A 1,495-nucleotide genomic window follows, 5' to 3' on the forward strand; every position below is an offset into this window, starting at 1 on the left:
TGTTGGCGTTGAAGCGCGGGTAGGAGCAGATCGTGGCGTTGTTGGACAGCGGCGTGACGCTGCCCACGCGCGGTTCTGCCGGATCGGACGCGCCTTCGGCATGGGCGGCGAGGCGGTCGAGCCAGTCGCCGAAGACTTCAGCGTCGGAGTTGAGCAGGACGACGGCGCGGCCCTGGCGGAGGGCGAGCGCGCGGTTGACCGAGCGGACGAAGCCGAGGTTCTGCTCGTTCTCGACGAGGTGGAACAGGCCGCGTGCGGCGAGGTGTTCGAGGTCTGCGGTGAGCTGCGGCTCGGGGGATCGGTCGTTGACGGCGAGCAGGGTGAAGGGCGTGGCCTGGGGCTGGGACAGGCAGGCGTGGAGGGCGCGCAGGGTCTCGGCGCGTCCCTTGTAGACGGGCATGATGACGAGGACGCGGGCGTCGGCGATGGGCCGGGCTGGGGGCAGGCGGTCCCAGTCGTGCGGCTCGGGTGCGGTCAGCGGCGGCAGGGTTCCGAGATCCTCGGGGCAGCCCATCAGGCCGGCGGCGCGGCCCACCCGCACGTAGTGCAGGAACGGCGACTCCCCAGGACCGAACAGATGGCCGTAGGTCTCCTCGTAGAACGCGATGGAGAAGGTCTTGCTCGGATCGCGGCCCTCGTGCTGGCCGTAGGCGACGAAATGGGCGAGCGGGCCACCGGCTGCATTCGCGGTGTCGGGGTAGCGCTTGGCATAGTAGGCGGCGTCGAAATGGGGCGCGATCAGGCGCATATCGTCCGCGAGCGCCGCCTCCCCCGTGTCCGGCGCGCCGTAGCGCGGATCGAAGGCGCCGGCCGCGATGTCGGCGCCGTGCAGCAAAGCCGTCGCCAGGAAATGGACGAAGGGCGCCAAGCCGGTCTCACGGACCCCGGGATGCGCGTCCAGATAGGCTGCCCCGTTGAAGTCGGGCCTTGGGTTTCGTCCGAGGCGCCAGCCGGTGTCGCAATAGTCGCGCACCGCGTCCGCCTCCGCGGCCAGACCGTAGCGCGCCCGGTAGAACGCATGGTCGAACTGCCCCGCCACCAGCCGCGCCTGACGCGCCAGCGCCGCATCCCGGTCCTCAGGCTCGCGCCCGATCGCCCCGAGCCAGCCCGTGTCCTCGACCGGCGCCCGCGCCGGCCGCAGCCCGCACACGCGCAGAAGCGCGTCGAGCGTCGAACGCCCCGGCCCCGGATCGCGCAGCTCCCGCCAGCCCGAACCGGCAAAGTGCAGGTACGGCGCCTGGGCGTCCACATCCGGGTAGGTCGCCCGGTACCAATCTGCGTCCACCGCCGGCAGGTTCAGCCGACCGGCTTCCGCGAACGGCTCGGCCCCGGCCAGAAGCGTCTCGGCCACGTAGCGGAAGAACGGATCGTCCTGAACCGCCCGGCTGCCGGCGCGCGCCTGCACGAAGCCCGCCGGGTCGAAGTCCGGCCGCGGGCTGATGAACGCCCGCCAGCCGCCGTCCACGTAGGCGCGCAGCAGCTCGGCCTCGGAGGC

Annotated in this window: 1 protein-coding gene; it reads right to left on the bottom strand. The window is 72.2% G+C overall.

Translation table 11 applies throughout. The features are described 5' to 3' along the window. Nucleotides 1–1,495 (bottom strand): glycosyltransferase (locus FVE89_RS31190; protein ID WP_246730866.1); only part of this gene is annotated, 1,495 nt, incomplete at both ends.

Source organism: Methylobacterium sp. 2A (assembly GCF_009806555.1).
GTDB lineage: Bacteria > Pseudomonadota > Alphaproteobacteria > Rhizobiales > Beijerinckiaceae > Methylobacterium.